The organism is Microbacterium sp. T3-8 (assembly GCF_055398145.1).
The window spans coordinates 237,572-252,167 of sequence record NZ_AP027918.1; the positions used below are offsets into that span (position 1 = coordinate 237,572).

The 14,596-nt window shown below is 70.7% G+C and carries 13 protein-coding genes; 1 reads left to right on the forward strand and 12 read right to left on the reverse strand.

Going from position 1 to position 14,596, the window contains the following annotated elements; genetic code table 11:
- Positions 1 to 76 precede the first annotated feature (76 nt).
- The 11 genes from ACZ5Y9_RS01185 to ACZ5Y9_RS01235 all read right to left on the reverse strand — a co-directional run bounded on the left by ACZ5Y9_RS01185 (position 77) and on the right by ACZ5Y9_RS01235 (position 11,446).
- Complete coding sequence (locus ACZ5Y9_RS01185; protein ID WP_464472029.1) at positions 77 to 1,639, reverse strand: ATP-binding cassette domain-containing protein; 1,563 nt, start codon at positions 1,637 to 1,639, stop codon at positions 77 to 79.
- Complete coding sequence (locus ACZ5Y9_RS01190; RefSeq protein WP_464472030.1) at positions 1,636 to 2,556, reverse strand: ABC transporter permease; 921 nt, start codon at positions 2,554 to 2,556, stop codon at positions 1,636 to 1,638. The genes ACZ5Y9_RS01185 and ACZ5Y9_RS01190 overlap by 4 nt, the downstream gene beginning before the upstream one ends.
- A 1-nt stretch (position 2,557) precedes the next feature.
- A complete protein-coding gene (locus ACZ5Y9_RS01195; RefSeq protein ID WP_247624113.1) occupies positions 2,558 to 3,601 on the reverse strand; it encodes an ABC transporter permease in 1,044 nt (347 codons plus the stop codon).
- Between the two features lie 3 nt (positions 3,602 to 3,604).
- Positions 3,605 to 5,173 (reverse strand): ABC transporter substrate-binding protein, encoded by a 1,569-nt coding sequence (locus ACZ5Y9_RS01200; RefSeq protein WP_247624112.1) that lies wholly within the window; start codon positions 5,171 to 5,173, stop codon positions 3,605 to 3,607.
- A 29-nt stretch (positions 5,174 to 5,202) separates the two neighbouring features.
- Positions 5,203 to 5,580 carry a DUF427 domain-containing protein gene (locus ACZ5Y9_RS01205; RefSeq protein ID WP_247624111.1) on the reverse strand — a complete coding sequence of 126 codons (378 nt, stop codon included), beginning with the start codon at positions 5,578 to 5,580 and terminating at the stop codon, positions 5,203 to 5,205.
- Between the two features lie 261 nt (positions 5,581 to 5,841).
- Complete coding sequence (locus ACZ5Y9_RS01210) at positions 5,842 to 6,726, reverse strand: phosphogluconate dehydrogenase C-terminal domain-containing protein (protein ID WP_464472031.1); 885 nt, start codon at positions 6,724 to 6,726, stop codon at positions 5,842 to 5,844.
- Entirely contained in the window at positions 6,723 to 7,517 is a 795-nt protein-coding gene (locus tag ACZ5Y9_RS01215; RefSeq protein WP_464472032.1) for a sugar phosphate isomerase/epimerase family protein, read from the reverse strand. The genes ACZ5Y9_RS01210 and ACZ5Y9_RS01215 overlap by 4 nt, the downstream gene beginning before the upstream one ends.
- Positions 7,514 to 8,290 carry a triose-phosphate isomerase family protein gene (locus ACZ5Y9_RS01220; protein ID WP_464472033.1) on the reverse strand — a complete coding sequence of 259 codons (777 nt, stop codon included), beginning with the start codon at positions 8,288 to 8,290 and terminating at the stop codon, positions 7,514 to 7,516. Before ACZ5Y9_RS01220 ends, ACZ5Y9_RS01215 begins: the two co-directional genes overlap by 4 nt.
- Positions 8,290 to 8,760 (reverse strand): ribose-5-phosphate isomerase, encoded by a 471-nt coding sequence (locus ACZ5Y9_RS01225; RefSeq protein WP_247624107.1) that lies wholly within the window; start codon positions 8,758 to 8,760, stop codon positions 8,290 to 8,292. The genes ACZ5Y9_RS01220 and ACZ5Y9_RS01225 overlap by 1 nt, the downstream gene beginning before the upstream one ends.
- 11 nt (positions 8,761 to 8,771) lie before the next feature.
- The gene (locus ACZ5Y9_RS01230; protein WP_464472034.1) at positions 8,772 to 10,532 is read right to left on the reverse strand and encodes a dihydroxyacetone kinase family protein; all 1,761 of its coding nucleotides are present in this window, start codon (positions 10,530 to 10,532) and stop codon (positions 8,772 to 8,774) included.
- Between the two features lie 176 nt (positions 10,533 to 10,708).
- Positions 10,709 to 11,446 carry a FadR/GntR family transcriptional regulator gene (locus tag ACZ5Y9_RS01235; protein WP_464472035.1) on the reverse strand — a complete coding sequence of 246 codons (738 nt, stop codon included), beginning with the start codon at positions 11,444 to 11,446 and terminating at the stop codon, positions 10,709 to 10,711.
- A gap of 95 nt (positions 11,447 to 11,541) precedes the next feature.
- On the opposite strand from ACZ5Y9_RS01235, the gene ACZ5Y9_RS01240 reads away from it, so the two are divergent.
- Entirely contained in the window at positions 11,542 to 11,895 is a 354-nt protein-coding gene (locus ACZ5Y9_RS01240; RefSeq protein WP_464472036.1) for a hypothetical protein, read from the forward strand.
- A gap of 320 nt (positions 11,896 to 12,215) precedes the next feature.
- Here ACZ5Y9_RS01240 and ACZ5Y9_RS01245 read toward each other — a convergent pair whose 3' ends face one another.
- Positions 12,216 to 14,579, reverse strand: a complete 2,364-nt coding sequence (locus ACZ5Y9_RS01245) for a hypothetical protein (protein WP_464472037.1) — start codon at positions 14,577 to 14,579, stop codon at positions 12,216 to 12,218.
- Positions 14,580 to 14,596: the final 17 nt, after the last annotated feature.

Genomic DNA, 14,596 nt, shown 5'->3' on the forward strand with positions numbered 1-14,596 from the left:
CCACGCTCAGCAACGCAGGGCCCGAGGAGACGACCGGGCGCGACCTCCCGCAGGTCGCGCCCGGTCCTTCGCGGGCCTACGCGGCGATGACGTCGCGGAGCCCCCGCGTGGTCTCGCCGCGCAGGCTGCGGGCGGCATCCACGAGGGATGCCGAGTACGGATGCCGGGGCGCACCGAGCACGTCGTCGACCGCTCCGGTCTCGACGATGCGTCCGCCGTTGAGCACGGCGACGCGATGCGCGATGCGGCGGACGACAGCGAGGTCGTGCGTGATGAAGAGGTACGACACCCCGGTGCGCTCCTGCAGCTCGACGAGCAGGTCGAGCACGCGCGCCTGCACGCTCACGTCGAGCGCCGAGGTCGGTTCGTCGCACACCACGAGCGGGCTGCGGCCGGCGAAGGCACGGGCGATCGCGACGCGCTGCTTCTGGCCGCCGGAGAGTTCGTCGGGGAGCTTGTCGAGCACGTCGCCCGCGAGTCCGGTCGAGAGGGCGAGCTCTTCGGCGTCGGTGTCTCCGCGCAGCAGCTGGATCGATCGCGTGAGCGTCTGCCGCACGGTGCGCCGCGGGTTGAGCGAGGCGTCGGGACTCTGGAACACGAACTGCACGGGCACCGCGTCCGCGGCATCCGAACCGTCCAACTCCACCGTGCCCTCGGAGCGCGCGAGCCCCGCGATCACCCGGCCGAGCGTGGTCTTGCCACTGCCCGATTCGCCGACGAGGCCGAGCACTTCGCCGCGGCCGATGTCGAGGTCGACGCCGTCGAGCGCGAGGTGCGCGCCGTAGCGCTTCGTGACACCGCGCACCGACAGCAGCGGCTGCGCGTGTTCGGGCTCGACGGGGCGCGACGGCGCGTCGAGCGAGGGCACCGCCTCCACCAGCACACGCGAGTACGGGTGCAGCGGGGTCTCGACGAGGCCCGCGGCTTCACCGTGTTCGACGAGGATGCCGCGCTCGAGCACCCCGATCCGCTCGGTGTGGCTCGCGACGAGCGGCAGGTTGTGGCTGATGAGCAGGGTGGCGAACCCGCGCTCCCGGCGCAGTCGGCCGACGAGCGCGATGACCTCGGCCTCGACCCGGCTGTCGAGCCCGGTGGTCGGCTCGTCGAGGATGAGCAGGCGCGGATCCGCGGCGAGCGCCATCGCGATGACGACGCGCTGCTGCTGCCCTCCCGAGAGCTCGTGCGGGAATCGATGGACCAACGAGGCGGGGTCGGGCAGGCCGACGTCGGCGAACGCGGCGATGGTCGCCGCCCGCGCCGCCGCCGAGCGCAGACCCTGCAAGCGGTACGTCTCGGCGACCTGGCTGCCGACCGACCGAGTGGGGTTGAGCGCCCGCGCGGGCTCCTGGTAGACGAAGCCGATCGAGCCTCGACGGTACTCGCGCAGTTCCCGCGGTCCGAGACCGAGCACGCCGTGCCCCGCGACGGTCAGCCGCTCGGCACTCACCCGGGCCCCCGCCGGCAGGTACCGCGCCAGGGCGAACGCGATCGTGCTCTTGCCCGACCCCGACTCCCCCACGAGTCCCAGTGACCCACCGGGCTCGATATCGAAGTCGACGCCGTCGACGGCCCGCCGCCGCTGACCCTCGACCTCGTAGTCGACGCTCAGTCCGCGCACGCTCACCAATGGTTCGGTCATCGTCGGAACACCTCTCGGAAGTTGTCTGCGATCAGGTTGAGGGAGACCACGAGCGAGGCGATCGCGAGGGTGGGGAACGCGAGCGTCCACCACGCGGCCTGCAGGTAGGTGCGGTTCTCGTTGACCGCGAGCCCCCAGTCGGGCGACGGCGGCGCCGACGCGAGTCCGAGGAACGACAGCGACGACGAGATGAAGATCGCGCCGGCCACGCTCAACGTCGCCTGCACGAGCACCTGCGGCCAGACGTTCGGCAGCAGCTCGCGGAAGACGATCCGCACCGCACTCTCTCCCTGCACGCGCGCACTGGTCACGTACTGCTTGCCCATCTCGACGAGCACGGCGGCGCGCACGATGCGGGCGATACCGGGGGCGAAGAGGATGCCCACCGCCACGATGATCGTCGGCGCGCTGCCGCCGAACGCGCCGACGATCACGAGCAGGAAGATCAGCGTCGGCAGGGTGAGGAACACGTCGAAACCGCGCATGAAGAGCTGGTCCACCCAGCCGCGGCGGTAGCCGGCGATGAGGCCGAGCGTCGACCCGAGAGCGGTGGCGAGCGCCGCCCCGATCGGTCCGACGAGCAGCGCCGGTTCGGCCCCGGCGAGCACGCGGGCGAACACGTCGCGACCGATGCGGTCGGTGCCGAACCAGTGCTCGGCGCTCGGCGGCGACAGGCGGGCGCCGCTGTCGGCGAAGGGATCGAGGCCGACGAGGCGCCACCCCACGGCGGCCGCGACCCAGAGCAGCACGATGAGCGCGCTGATCACGAACGTCGGGCGGCGCAGGAGAGCGGCCCAGCGACGCGGCCGCGGCGAACGCGATCCAGAAGGACGACGGATGCCGGTGGCGACGGCATCCGTCTCGATGATGTCGATCGCGGCCGGGTCGGCACCGCGCACCGCTTCGGTGAGTGCCATGTCATTCCCCTTCGTCGAAGCGCACGCGCGGGTCGATGAGCACGAGGGCGATGTCGGTGATCAGGAGCGCGAGCAGCGCGACGACCCCCGTGACCATCACCCCGGACTCGAGCAGGAAGATGTCCTTCTCCACCGTCGCCGACACCAGCAGGGCACCGAGCCCCGGGTAACCGAACAGCGTCTCGACGATCGCACTGCCCCCCAGCAGCGTGCCGACGTAGACGCCCAGCAGCGACACCGTGGGGATGAGCGCGTTGCGCGCCACGTGCCCGACCGCGAGCTGCGGACCGTGCACCCCCTTGATGACGGCGGTGCGGTAGTACTGCGAGTCGAGGGTGTCGAGCACGCCCGTGCGGGTCATGCGCGCCAACACCGACAGGTAGCCCAGGGCGAGGGTCACCGCCGGCAGCACGAGCGCCCGCAGCACCTCGACCGGAGGGCCGTCGAGGCTGATCGACGACTGGATCGGGAACCACTTGAGCCACAGGCTGAACACGATCAGCAGCAGCACGCCGACCACGAACTCCGGCACGGAGGCCAACGACATCAGCGCGATCGTGAGCGTGCGGTCGGTGCGCGATCCCTCGCGGCGGGCCTGGATCGCGCCGAGCCCGAAAGCCACCGGCACCAGGATCACGAACGCCACCGCCCCGAGGAAGAGCGAGTTGCCGAGGCGCCCCAGCACGAGTTCTCGCACCGGAGCGCCGTAGATGAGGCTGGTGCCCCAGTCGCCCTTGACGAAACCGAACAGCCAGGCGAAGTAGCGGGAGACCAGCGAGCCGGTCAGCCCGTGAGCCTCGTTCCATGCCTGCACCTGCTCGGAGGTCGCGTACTGGCCGAGGGCGTTGCGACCGGGATCACCGGGTACGACCTCGATCAGCCAGAACACCAGCAACGACACCACGAGCAGCACGAGCGGCACCTGGATGAGGCGCTGCCCGATCAGTCGCGGCACCTGGCTGTGCCGGGAACGGAGGACCGCCAGCCCCCGTCGGGCGGACGACGCCGTCGCGGCGTTCCCGCCCGACGAGAAGCTGACGGTCATGGGTCACTCGCTCGCGATCGAGATGCCGGCGAAGTTGTAGCCCGACCAGAAGTCGATCGGGGCGATGAAGTCGCCCGTGACCCGCTTGTTCTGCAGCACCTCCGAGCGCACCAGGGCGGGGATGATCGTCGGAACATCCGTCCACTCCGTCTGCGAGATCTCGGTGATGAGCTGCTCGCGCTCGGCTTCGTCGGTCGTGGCGTCGAAGTCGGTGACGAGCGTCCCCAGGTCGGGGTTGGCGTAGTGCGCGGCGTTCCACGCCGCGCCCTCTGCGTAGAAGAGCGAGTAGTACTGCGAGGGCACGCGCTTGCCCCAGCTGGTGATGGTGAGCGGAGCGTTCAGCCAGGGAGAGTCGTCGCCCTCGGCGTAGTACTGCTCGTCGGAGAGCACCTCGAGCTGCACGTCGAAGCCGTCGATCGCGTTGAGCTGCTGCTGCAGCACCTCGCCGTAGAGCTGGAACGACGTCGTGATCGTGAACGACACCGTGCGCCCGTCGAGCAGATCGGCGACCTTGTCGAGATCCTGCGCACGCTGCTCGATGTCGAGCGGCTGGGGCAGGTAGTCCGGCAGCACGGGGAAGTCGTTGCCCGGTGTGGCCGTACCCCCGAAGACGAGGTCGACGATCGCATCGCGGTCGATCGCCCAGGCCAGCGCCTGCCGGATCGTGACGTCGTCGAACGGGGCCTCGGTGACGTTGAGGTGGATGCCGTAGAAGTGGCTGTATCCCGCCGAGAGGGTGTCGTAGTCGTCGACGTTCACGGTCGCGAGCACCTCGGGTGACACGGTGATGCGGTCGATCTCCCCCGCCTGGAACGCGAGCACGATCGCCTGCGGATCCTTGTAGACCTTCAGTTCGATGCCGTCGAGGGCGATCTCGTCGGCGTTCCAGTAGTCGGGGTTCTTGACGTAGGTGACACTGCGGCCGACCTCGTAGTCCTCGAGCAGGAACTGCCCCGCACCGACCGGGTTCTCGAGCCAGGTGCCGGGTTCGTAGTCGGCGGGCAGGATGCCGGTGTTGTTGCCCGCGAGCAGACGCGGGAAGTCCGAGAACGGCCGCGCGAGCGTGAACGTCACGGTGCCCTCGTCGGTGGCGGCGACGGAGTCGAGGATGCCGGTGAACGCGCTCTTCGCGGGCGAGATGCTGTCGTCGCCGATGAGGGCGTCGAACGTCGCCACGACGTCGTCGGCGGTGACCGGGTCGCCGTCGTTGAACGTCGCCCCCTCGCGCAGCGTGAACGTCCAGGTGAGACCGTCGTCGGATGCCTCCCAGTCGGTCGCGAGACGCGGCAGCGCCTCGCCGTCGGCGGTGAAGCTCACGAGCTGCTCCGTGACGAGCCCCGTGATCAGCTGCGCGTCGCCGTCGGCGACCGTCAGCGGGTCGAGCTCGGCGCCGGGATCGCTGATGCCGATGCGGTACACCGCGGACGCGGCATCCGCCGTCGTGTCGTCGGAGGGCGTGGCGGTCGCGCATCCGGCGAGCGCCAGCAGGGTCGCGCTGAGGGCGGCGACGATCGCCAGGGGCCTGCGGCGCCCCGGCACAAGTGCCGTCGGGGGCGAGGAGAGAACGGTCATGGGCGGTGTCCTTGGGGTCGGGTGAGGCGTTACTGCGGAAGGAGTTCGGCGGCGTCCACCTGGACGCGCTCGGAGTAGAAGGCCACGTGGCCGGCGATCGGCTGCAGGTAATCGAACGGGGTCGGGTACGACCAGGCGACGTCGGTGGCGGGGTCGCTCTTCAGCGCCCAGTAGTCGTCGGCGTCGCCCTTGACGGGACAGTGGCTCGTCGACGCGGTCTCCTGCAGCAGGTCCCAGTTCACGTCTTCGCGCGGCAGGTAGTAGCGGTCGGCGTGGTTCGACTCGTGCAGCACGATGGCGCGGGTCGAGTCGGCGAGCACGGCGTCTCCGGCGAGCACGCGCACGCGATGGGCGGCGGGCTCGGTGGTGACGGTGTGGGCGGGCTTCTGCGCGGTGGTGTCGGACATGACGGCGGCTCCTGGATCGCTCGGGCGTGCGGTGGGTACGCCCATAGAACCGTCAGATCGCCCGGGCGCCTATCGACGTTCCGCACCGTGAACAGACGTTCCGTCCGATGACGTCACATTTCCGCGTGAGTCGACCGTTCGTCTCGTGCGCGCACGAAAAGGGGCGGCCCTTCGTCTCGTCGCTGCGCTCCTCGCTCAGGAACCGGTTCCTGAGCGAGCGCAGCGAGACGAAGGGCCGCCCCTTCGAAACCGCCCCGCGGCCTACCGCTCGATGTGGTCGAGGTGCAGCATGCGGGCGAGGTTCTTGTCGAGTTCGTCGTCGCGGAAGATCTTCTTCCAGTCGTCCTTGATGATCGACTCGCGGCCGTAGTCCATGGCGATCAGGCAGGCGTCGGAGAACGGGTTGTCGCCGCGCAGACCGTTGGCGAGCGCGACCTGGGTGTGGCCGTAGAGGATGCTGCGCGCCGCCGCCTCGGGCACGCCCATGGTCTTGACGGTCTCGTCGAGCGCCTCGTTGAGGAGCGCGCCGATCATGCAGGCGACGGTCTCGACGAGGGTCGGCTCGAGCTGCGCGAGCTGCTTGATCGTCACCCAGTGCACGTCGATGACGGGGGCGTAGATCGCGCGCACGGTCGCCTCGACGATGGCCTGCTTGGCGGGGTCGTCGCTCTCGATCGCGGCGATCGCGTCTTGCGGCGCGGCGATTCCGCCGAAGGTGTCGGCCCACTGCTCGGGCGTCTCGCGCTGCAGGAAGATCGACGGGTGGCACGGGTGCGCGACGGCCTGGATGACGTCGTCGCGCGTGGTCAGCAACCCGGCGTAGGCCGCGGCCGGGTCGAGCGTGAGCACGATCGCGCCGGGTCGCAGCTGCGGCACGAGGTCGGCGGTCACCGGTCCGAGGGCGAGGTCGGGCACGGCGAGCACCACGATGTCGGCGTCGGCGACGGCGGTCGCGGCATCCGTCAGTTCGCGTCCCGCGTCGACAGTGCGCTGCTGGCCGGCCGGCGAGTTCTCGACGAACCAGACCGTGTGGTCGGTCTTCACGAGGTTGTTCGAGACGCGCATGCCCATCTTGCCGCCGGCGCCGATCACGGCGATCCGGTAGGTCGCGGTCTCGGTCGCCGCGGCTGTCGAAGTGTCGGTCATGGAGTGCTCCTCAGCAGTTCGAGTGTGATGCGGGTCCATTCCCGCTCGATTCGGATGGTGGTCGCGGCGTCGCCCTGCCAGGGCAGCCAGTGCTCGACGATCTCGTTGACGCCTCGCTCGCGCGGACGCACGGTCTCGAGCAGGTGGGCGTAGTCGTGAAGGCCCGTTCCCATGGCGGTGCCCGAGTAAGTGAACCCGACCCAGCCGTCCTGCCGCGCGAAGGCGAAGTCCTTCACGTGCACGTTCTTCACGAGTCGCGCGGTCTGCTCTGTGCAGGTCTGCGGATGCTCGAGTCGGGCGACCACGTTGGCGGGGTCGAGGCAGATGCCCAGCCGCGGGCTGCCGACCCGGTCGATCACGCCGATGAGGTCGGCGGTGGCGACCTGCTCGTAGGTCTCGAGGGCGAGGGTGACGCCCGCGCGTTCGAAGGCGCGCATGCTGCTGCGCAGCGAGGTCTCGGCCTCGGCGAGCGTCGGGCGCGAGTCGGGGCCGTAGAGCATGCCGCGCACGAGTCGCGCGTCGAAGACCTCGGCCAGACGCAGGTAGCGGGTGAGGTGCTCGGGAACGATGCCCTTGGTGCCGAGTTCGATCGTGAGGCCGAGGTCGCGCGCGGCCCGGGCCGCATCGCGCACCTCGGCATCGCTCATCGTGTCGAGCGGGGCGTAGTCGCAGATCTGGAAGAGGTCGACGCCGTGGGCCTTGGTGTCTTCGAAGGCGCCGATCAGGCCGAGCTGCGCGGGCGCACGATCGGAGTGCTGCCAGAAGTACGCATAGGTGCCGAAGCCGATCATGCGGCGCCGCCTTCGCGACGACGGGCCAGGACGGATGCCTCGTCGAGCACGGAGAAGAGGGCATCGGGGTCGTGCGCGAAGCGCCCCAGGAACACCCCGTCGACCGCATCGCCGAGGGCGGTGAGGAGCCCCGGTCCCGCCGCGCCGCCGTAGATCACGACCGATCCGTCCCGTGCGGCATCGGCGTCGAGCGCCGCGCGCAACGCCGACGCGACGACGCGCACGTGCTCGTCGGGCGCGGGTTCGGGGGCGCCGATCGCCCACACCGGCTCGTAGGCGACGATCACGGCGCCGGCGGGGGCATCCGTCAGCGCCGAGTGCAGCTGTGCGACCGCGACGTCCGCGGCATCCGCCGGAAGCTGCCGCTCGCTCTCACCGATGCAGAGCAACGGGGTCAGCCCGGCCCTCAGCGCGGCGGCGACCTTCGCGGCGACGACCTCATCGGTCTCGCCGTAGAGGCGGCGCCGCTCGGCGTGCCCGATCTCGGCGATCGTGGCACCGACCTCGGCGAGCTCGGCGGCGGCGACCTCTCCCGTGAACGCACCGGGTTCTTCGGCCGAGACGTCCTGCCCACCGACGCGCACCGGCGTACCGGCGAAGGCGGCGAGCGCGGGCAGCACCTGCAGATAGGTCGGAGTCACGAAGAACGTCACCGCACCGGAGCGCACGGCGTCGTGGTCGCGCACGCGCGCGGCGACGTCGTCGAACCAGGCGTGCGCCCGCTCGTGCCCGAAGTACGTCTTCAGGCTCACCCCGACCGTGACCTGCGGCATCAGCAGGCGCCGGTGGTCTCGTACGCGTCGATGACGGCGACCTTCTCGGCGCTCGCGCTGGTGGTGTCGAACCGGTAGCCGAGCCACTCGCGCACGAGACGACGCGCGAGTTCGATGCCGACGACGCGCTGGCCCATCGTGAGCACCTGTGCGTTGTTCGAGAGCACGGCGCGCTCGACCGAGAACGAGTCGTGCGCGGTGACGGCACGGATTCCGGCGACCTTGTTGGCGGCGATCGCCACGCCGAGACCCGTGCCGCAGATGAGCAGCGCGCGATCGGCCTCGCCCGCGGCGACCAGTTCGGCGGCGGCGATCGCCACGCGCGGGTAGGCGGTGTGCCCGTCGGCGTCGACGCCGACATCGACCACCGACACGACGCCGGGGTTCTGCTCGAGGTCGCCCTTGAGGATCTCCTTGTAGTCGAATCCGGCGTCATCGCAGCCGATGACGAGGCGCAGCTGGTCGGTCATGTCGTCTTCCTTCAGTCCTGTACGGCGAGATCCCGGGCGGAGTCCCGGGCGGAGTCCCGGGTGGCGAGGAGCTCGCCGAGAGCGGTGGCGATCAGTGCGAGCGAGATCGCACCGGGGTCGGGGGTGCCGACGGAGTGCTCGCCGTGAGTGCGCGCGCGGCCCATCCGCGGCAGCAGATCGGCGGTCGCGGCGGCGGCGTCGGTGGCGGATGCCGCGGCCGAGGCCCAGGCATCCCGCAGCCGCTCCCCCTCGCGGGCGCCCGCCTGCAGTGTCGCGGCGAACGGCACCAGCGCGTCGACGAGGGTCTTGTCGCCGACCTCGGCCCTGCCGTACTCCTGCACCCCGCGCAGCCCCTCGGCGACACCGGCGGCGACGGCCGCGGCATCCGGTGTTCCCGCATCGCCGAGCCGTGCGGCGACGGCGTTCAGGATCACGCCCCAGAGTGCGCCCGAGGTGCCACCGGCCTTGTCGGCCCAGGCGTCGGCCGCGGCGGCGAGGGTGGTCCGCGCGCCGGCCCCGGCCTCCGCTGCGGCGATCCCCGCGGCGAGCGCGGCGTGCGATCCGCGCTGCATGCCGATGCCGTGGTCGCCGTCGCCGGCGATCGCGTCGATGCGTCCGAGCTCGTCGGCGTGGGCGTCGATCGTGTCGACGATCACCCGCAGCGCCGCGCTCACGGTGCGCGCCGCCTGCTGCGAGGCGTCGTCACCGGGCGTGATCTCGTGCGCTTCAACCACTTCCTCGTGCGCGTCGGACTGCGCGGCCGCGACGACCGACCCGCGGCGGTAGGCGGGGGCGTCGACCGGGGTGTCCCACAGACGTTCGAGTTCTTCATCAAGCCAGAAGAGCGTGAGCGAGGTGCCGGCCATGTCGAAGCTCGTGCAGTACTCGCCGACGTGGGGGTCGACGAGGACGAGGCCCGCCGCTTCGAGCAGCTGGGCGATGCGCCGGTAGACGACGAACATCTCCTCGTACTTGAGCGAGCCGAGTCCGTTGAGGATCGGCACGACGCGCGCGCCCTCGACCGAGACGCCCGCAGGGATCTCGTCGAGCAGACGTTCGACGAGCAGTTGCGCCAGGCCGTCGGCGGTGGGGATGTCGGTCTCGTCGATGCCGGGTTCGCCGTGGATACCGAGGCCGATCGCCATGCGCCCGCTCGGCACCGCGAACAGGGGCGCGGGGGCGCCGGGGAGGGTGCAGCCCGTGAACGCGACACCGAACGAGCGGGTGCGTTCGTTCGCGAGGGCGGCGACGCGGGTGACGCCGTCGAGGTCGTAGCCCGCCTCGGCGGCGGCGGCCGCGGTGCGGAAGACGGTGAGGTCGCCGGCGATGCCGCGGCGCTTGTGCTTCTCGGCGGGCGGGGCGCTGAGGATGTCGTCGGTGACGGTGACGGTCCGGGTGGGGATGCCTTCGGAGCGCAGCTTCTCCTGCGCGGCATCGAAGTTGAGCACGTCGCCGGCGTAGTTGCCGTAGCTGAGGAAGACCCCGGCGCCCCGGTCGACGGCCTTCGCGATCGCGTAGACCTGCTGGGCCGAGGGCGAGGCGAAGAGGTTGCCCATCGCGGCGCCGTGCGCGAAGCCCTGTCCGACCAGTCCGCCGAAGGCCGGGTAGTGCCCCGATCCCCCACCGATCACGACCGCGACCTGTCCGTCGGGGATCACGGTGCTGCGGATGACGCCGCCGCTCGCGCGGCGCACCGACCGGGGGTTGGCGGCGACGAAACCCTCGATCATCTCGTCGGCGAAGTCGGCGGGGGCGTTCCAGAGTCGGGTCATCGCGCGCTCGCCTTCGTCGTGCGGATGCTGTCCACGGTGACTCCTCTGTCGGTGGCCGTCGGTCGGGTCGCCGTGCGGACCCGGGTCTATATTGGCAAACCGGTTGACCAATTGCAAACGCGCAACGGTGCCGCCGTGAGCCGGGCGCGATGCCGGCGACGCCCCGCAGAACCGGCTCAGCCCGCGGCGTCGCCGCTCAGACGCAGCAGCGCGGTCGACATGTGCGTCGCCATCGCGGCGGCAGCGGCGTTCTCATCGGATGCTGCGACCGCCCGCAGGATCGCATCGTGCTCCTCGATCGCGGTCAGCACGCTCTCGGTGTCGTGCACGGCGCGGTCGGAGTACACCTGCAGCAGCGACCGCACGACGTGCAGCATGTCGACGATCGTGCCGTTCGCGGCGGCCTCCGAGAGGGCGCGGTGAAAGCGGCTGTCCGCCGCGGCGAACGCCGAGAAGTCGTCCATCGATGCGCGCATCGCCTCGAGGGTCGTGGTCAGTGCGGCGACGGCCGAGGCATCCGCTCGTGCGGCCGCCAGGCGGGCGACGTAGATCTCGAGACCCGACCGCAGCTCGATGAGCTCGGCCGTGTTGCGGTCGCCGATGAGCAGACCCCAGCGCAGGGTCTGCGGCAGGAGGTCGCTCGCCGATCCCCGCAGGTACGTGCCCGAGCCCGGGCGCACGTCGACGATGCCGAGGATCTCGAGCGCCGCGAGCGCTTCGCGCACCGCCGAGCGCCCCACCTCGAGCGTCGCGGCGAGCTGGCGCTCGGGAGGCAGACGCGTGCCCGGGGCGATGTCGCCCCCGGTGAAGAGGTCGAGCAGCCGCCGTGCCACTTCGGTCACCGGCGACCCCGCGGGCAGCGCGTTGAGCGAATCCGCGATGTTCAACGTGCGGTTCTCGGGGTAGGCGGGCATGGGTTCGAGAATAGCCGTCGCCGTGGCGTTACCCGGTCGACGGCGTCCGCCGCAACCCCGCTCCCCTTTCGCCCGGTCCCTGGCAGGCTGACGTCATGAAACTCGTCTCCTACGCCGCTCAGCAGCTCGTCACCACCGACGACGTCGCGGACGCTCTGGTCGTCCTCGCCGCCGAGATCGCGAACGAGGGAGGATCGCAGGCCCTGCAGATCCCGATCCTCGTCGATGACGAAGAGGATCTGGCCGAGCTCGTGGTCGGCGTGGGCAACGACGTTCTGGTCGGACCGCACGCCTCCACGGGCGCCGATCCGGACTTCTCGGAGCACGCCGCGCGTCTGCGCTCGCACCCCTCCTACCCGAAGCGGCGGGCCGCAGACGGCGACGCCGACGAGGAGGACGGTGCCTGGGTCGTCGACTTCGATCTCGACGCGGGGGCGAATCGACTCTGATCACCCCTCGGAGGAAGACTGTCCGGTCCTCCGTCGCCCGAGACGGAGGACCGGCGAAGTCGACGAGAGGTGCGCAGAGCGCTCCGCCCCCCGGGGCGTCGCTCCTGACCGAGAGAGAACAGGAAGCGCGCCGTCCGGTTCGACCGACGCAGAACCGGCAGTGCCGACTCGTTGTCCTCCGAGCCTAGGAGCCACGCCAGAATCGGCCGCATCGGCCCTCGACCATTGACGCGCGATGCGCATTGCTGCTAGACGACGAAGGGGCGGATGCCGAAGCATCCGCCCCTTCGGAGGGAAAGGACTCCCTCTTTCACCGGCGATCAGGATCGACGAGCCCGACGCGCGACGGTGAACGCGCCGCCGGCCACCAGGAGCACGAGCGCGAGTCCGACCAGGGCGAGGGGGACATCCTGTCCGGTGCTCGCGAGCCCGCCCGCAGAGGGCTGCGGTGCGGCCGAGGGGGAGGCCGGGGGCGTGGTCGGCTCGTCGGTGGGCGACGGCACGAAGGTGTAGACGATCGAGCACGTCACGTCCTGCGTGAGTGCCAGAGCGACCACATCGGTGGATGACACGTCGACCGCGGTGTCGGTGCCGCTGATGACGCAGCTCCAGTCGGTCGTCGTGTAGCCGGCCAGGACGGATGCCGAGAGGGCGTAGTCGCCCGCATCGACGGCCGCGGCGGTGACCGCGGCCTCACCCGTGACACCGACGACGCCGGCGGTCGGGCCGTCGGCCGTGAGCTCGGCGTCCGCAGCCGTGAGGGTGCCGCCGTTGACGGTGGCCTGGAGCGTGAGACGCGGCTTCGCCGAGACGGCGCCCGTGATCGTCTTCGTCAGGTTGCAGCCGTCGAACAGCACCGCGAGGGTCACCGGGGTGACCTCGCCCGTGAACCCGGACTCGGGCGTGAAGGTGACGGTGTTGTCGGCGTTCGCGACGTACGTGCCCTCACCCGCGACGGCGAGCGTGTTCTGCACGGCGCCGTCGGCGTCGAGGAACCCGATGCCGGTGGGCACGTCGGTGCCGCTGTCGCCCTCGAGGGCGTCGAAGCTCACGGCGGTGTTCTCGACACCCGAGAACGCGACGTGGGCAGTCGTGTAGTCGACGGGCGTGCTCGTGATCCAGTCACCGTTGCCGGCTTCGTTCCACGGCGACACGCGGAACGTGTAGTTCGCGGCGGGGTCGAGGCCGCTCACGCTCTGCTCGCGCTCGGCGGAGATGCCGGCATCCTTCGACACCACGCTCCACGTCGCGCCGCCGTCGGTCGAGGCCTCGATGACGTAGTCGAGCAGCTGCGTCTGCTGGTACGGAGCCTCGGCGCCCTGGGGGCCGGAGGCGCAGTCGATCGTGAGCTGCGCGGTGGTGCGGTCGGCGCCGAGCGTCGTGCACACCGAGGTGACGGGGTCGGGCGTCTTGCCCAGGATCATCACGCGGGTCGAGTTCGTCCCCTCGCCGACGGTGACGTACATGCGGCCGTTCTCGTCGAACGTCATGCCGCGTGCGGTGGTGAGGCCCGGGTAGGTGCCCGGCGTCGTGCCGTTGCGGAAGACCTCGATCTCGTTGCCGTCCTTGTCCCACTCGACGATCGCGCCGTTCTGGCTCCAGGCGAACACGTGCTGCGTGCGCGGTTCGACCTCGGCGCTGAACACGACCTGGCCGGCGAGCAGCGCCGACGAGGTGAACTGGCCGATGACCTGGTTCGCGGCGTTGCGCTTCTCGAGGAAGGGCGTCGCGGCGGGCTCGTCGCGGAAGTTGATGAGCGGCACGTACATCGATCCGTCGACCTTGTCGACCGCGACGCTGTACGGGTTGCGATACACGGGGCCCGCGAGGTCGAGCAGCACCGAGCTGTTCCAGGTGCCGTCGGCGTTGTACTTCTGGAAGCGGTCGCTCACCTCGGAGTTCACCAGCACGCCGCCGTCGGGCGTCGTGTCGATGCCGGTGCGGTAGAAGTGCACGCCGGGCTGGTCGCGCTGCGCCCAGGTGCCGGTCCAGCCGGCACCGGCGATCTCGTTCAGGTTGAGGTCGTAGCGCTTGATCGCTCCGGCGGCACCGCCCACGGGGGCCGCACCCTCCGAGTTGACGACCCACGCCGTGCCGTCGGCCGTGTGCGCGATCCCGCGCGGGCCGTTCAGTGCATCGACGGGGAGGTTCACGTTCGTACGGTCGGCGTACGAGGCATAGAGCTGACCGATACCCGTGTTGCGAACGCGCGCGCTCGAGGCGGACCCGTTGACGGCGTACGTGCCGGCGCCCGTGTACTCGGTGACCGGCGCGTCGGTCGTGCCGATCGCCGCCGGGTCTCCGCCGAGCAGCGAGTAGTCGGCAATGCTGGGCGTGCCCTGCTGACACGGCGACGCGGCGCCGAGGAACCCGCAGAGGAGGTTACTGTAGATGACCTTGCCGCTGTCGCTCGTGGTGAGCGCACCCGTGACCGGATTGATGTCGGCGCCGTAGGTGAAGGTGTTCGCGCCCTCGTAGGTGCGGATGTCGCCGACGACACCCCACTTTCCGGAGCCCTCGGCCTTACCGGAGGTGTACGGGACGCTCGTCGTGGTGCCGGTCTCGGTCGGCGCGGCGCTGGCTGCCGTCGGGACGCTCACGACGGCGAGCCCTCCCGCGAGGACGACGGCGAACGTCGCGGCCAGCGCGCGGGCGCGCCGACGTGGTGCTAGAGAATGATCCATGCCCTTAACGACGAGGG

What these genes read in the sequence shown, in the direction of transcription:
- ACZ5Y9_RS01185 (WP_464472029.1), bottom strand. Translation starts at nt 1,639, where the DNA reads ATGACCGAACCATTGGTGAGCGTGCGCGGACTGAGCGTCGACTACGAG.
- ACZ5Y9_RS01190 (WP_464472030.1), bottom strand. Translation starts at nt 2,556, where the DNA reads ATGGCACTCACCGAAGCGGTGCGCGGTGCCGACCCGGCCGCGATCGAC.
- ACZ5Y9_RS01195 (WP_247624113.1), bottom strand. Translation starts at nt 3,601, where the DNA reads ATGACCGTCAGCTTCTCGTCGGGCGGGAACGCCGCGACGGCGTCGTCC.
- ACZ5Y9_RS01200 (WP_247624112.1), bottom strand. Translation starts at nt 5,173, where the DNA reads ATGACCGTTCTCTCCTCGCCCCCGACGGCACTTGTGCCGGGGCGCCGC.
- ACZ5Y9_RS01205 (WP_247624111.1), bottom strand. Translation starts at nt 5,580, where the DNA reads ATGTCCGACACCACCGCGCAGAAGCCCGCCCACACCGTCACCACCGAG.
- ACZ5Y9_RS01210 (WP_464472031.1), bottom strand. Translation starts at nt 6,726, where the DNA reads ATGACCGACACTTCGACAGCCGCGGCGACCGAGACCGCGACCTACCGG.
- ACZ5Y9_RS01215 (WP_464472032.1), bottom strand. Translation starts at nt 7,517, where the DNA reads ATGATCGGCTTCGGCACCTATGCGTACTTCTGGCAGCACTCCGATCGT.
- ACZ5Y9_RS01220 (WP_464472033.1), bottom strand. Translation starts at nt 8,290, where the DNA reads ATGCCGCAGGTCACGGTCGGGGTGAGCCTGAAGACGTACTTCGGGCAC.
- ACZ5Y9_RS01225 (WP_247624107.1), bottom strand. Translation starts at nt 8,760, where the DNA reads ATGACCGACCAGCTGCGCCTCGTCATCGGCTGCGATGACGCCGGATTC.
- ACZ5Y9_RS01230 (WP_464472034.1), bottom strand. Translation starts at nt 10,532, where the DNA reads ATGACCCGACTCTGGAACGCCCCCGCCGACTTCGCCGACGAGATGATC.
- ACZ5Y9_RS01235 (WP_464472035.1), bottom strand. Translation starts at nt 11,446, where the DNA reads ATGCCCGCCTACCCCGAGAACCGCACGTTGAACATCGCGGATTCGCTC.
- ACZ5Y9_RS01240 (WP_464472036.1), top strand. Translation starts at nt 11,542, where the DNA reads ATGAAACTCGTCTCCTACGCCGCTCAGCAGCTCGTCACCACCGACGAC.
- ACZ5Y9_RS01245 (WP_464472037.1), bottom strand. Translation starts at nt 14,579, where the DNA reads ATGGATCATTCTCTAGCACCACGTCGGCGCGCCCGCGCGCTGGCCGCG.